This is a genomic window from Streptomyces sp. 15-116A, from assembly GCF_025290915.1.
Taxonomy (GTDB): domain Bacteria; phylum Actinomycetota; class Actinomycetes; order Streptomycetales; family Streptomycetaceae; genus Streptomyces.
Genome location: NZ_JAOCQE010000534.1, coordinates 1 through 1,389 on the forward strand (window position 1 = coordinate 1; position 1,389 = coordinate 1,389).

At 75.0% G+C, this 1,389-nt stretch carries 1 protein-coding gene and 1 pseudogene; both read right to left on the reverse strand.

Features of this window, described 5'->3' with window-relative positions; all coding sequences use genetic code 11:
* Window positions 1–479 (reverse strand): annotated as a pseudogene (locus N4P33_RS35235) (radical SAM protein); the annotation flags it as partial.
* A 66-nt stretch (window positions 480–545) separates the two neighbouring features.
* Entirely contained in the window at window positions 546–767 is a 222-nt protein-coding gene (locus N4P33_RS35240; RefSeq protein ID WP_260830984.1) for a hypothetical protein, read from the reverse strand.
* Window positions 768–1,389: the final 622 nt, after the last annotated feature.

Here is a 1,389-nt window from a genome sequence, read left to right on the forward strand (position 1 = left end):
AGCCCCTCGGCGCCTTCCGGGAGGCAGGCCGTGCCGAGCCCGGGCAGGGACAGGGCCCCGCCGGCCAGCGGTACGAGCAGATCGGTGTCGGTGCCGGCCTGCAGCGCGGCGGCGACGGTGAGCGCGTTGAGCCGGCCCGCCTCGGCCCACAGCGGCGGTCCGGACGCGGTGCCGTGCACGCGGCGCAGCATGTGCGCGATCCAGCCGCCGGTCGTCGGTGCGAGCAGCAGACGCTCGACCGGCTCGGGCGACCGCTCGGCCGCCTCCTTCAGCAGCCGCCAGGCCTCGGCAGCCGGGGTGAGCGGTGTGGTCAGGGTGCCCAGGTGGTCCAACAGGGTGCGAAGGAGCAGCAACCGGCGGGCACGTTCGGCCCCTTCGAGGAAGGCGACGGCGTCGGCGGACCCCCCGCCCGCGGCCAGTTCCGCGAAGAGGTGCTCGGGCATGCGGAACGGGGTGGGACGCTGCTCGGCGGTCGTCACCGGTGACCTCCGGTCGGTGGGCGGGCAGGCGAAAGCGCTGCGGGGCGCTCCCCGCGCGGCAGGGCGCTATTCGGCGCGGCCCGTCTCGCCTCCGCCCTTCATGCCGCCTCGCGACCGCAGGACCTCGGTGAGAAGGCGGGTGCCGGGCCGGAGCGGAGCGAGGCCGTCCACGGCGGTCAGGGGCAGTGCCGCGAGGTCCGCCAGATCCGACTCCACGACGGAGGCTCCCGCCGCGAGGCCGGGCTCCCGGGCGGCAACGGCGTTGCGCTGAGCGGGCGGCTGATGCAAGGTGCGTCCCCCTTCTCGCACGGTGGCACGCGATGCCCCGTGTCCTAATCCATCATGGCCATTGATTCCCGCATCGAAAACCGTACGATCACGCCACCTGATCATCATTCATGGTACGCGTACCCCTGTTGGCCCCCTAACTCCCCTGATTGAGGCATCAGTTCGCCCTGTCTCCCGGGGCCGGGAGCGGGGCCGGGCTCGTCGGTGTACGCCGTCGCGAACACTCCGGGAGTGCCCGGCGGGGCCGGTGAGCACGCCGGTGGCGTACGGGCCGGCCCCGGTGTGACGAGGCGGACTCGCGGTGACGTGCGGGGCCGACGCGGCGCCGGTCGGGTGCTGTCCGGCGGGGTTCGCCATCAGCGGCGATGCGCGCGGCGCGTCGGACATCGACGTGGACGGCGGGCGGCTGCGCTCCGAGGCGACGGGAGTTTCGGCCGGTGGCTCGCGGCGGCCCGGGGGCAGTTCGGCCGGATCCCGGGGTACGGCAGAGCACGGCCCGCTCCTGTGAGAGGCGGGAGGCGTGCCGGTACGGCCGGAAACAGTCCCTCCGCATCGCGGGTGCCGGACGGGCCTGCGCGCGGCGGACCGATCCAACGGGCCCGCGAGGGGGCGCACGCAGGGC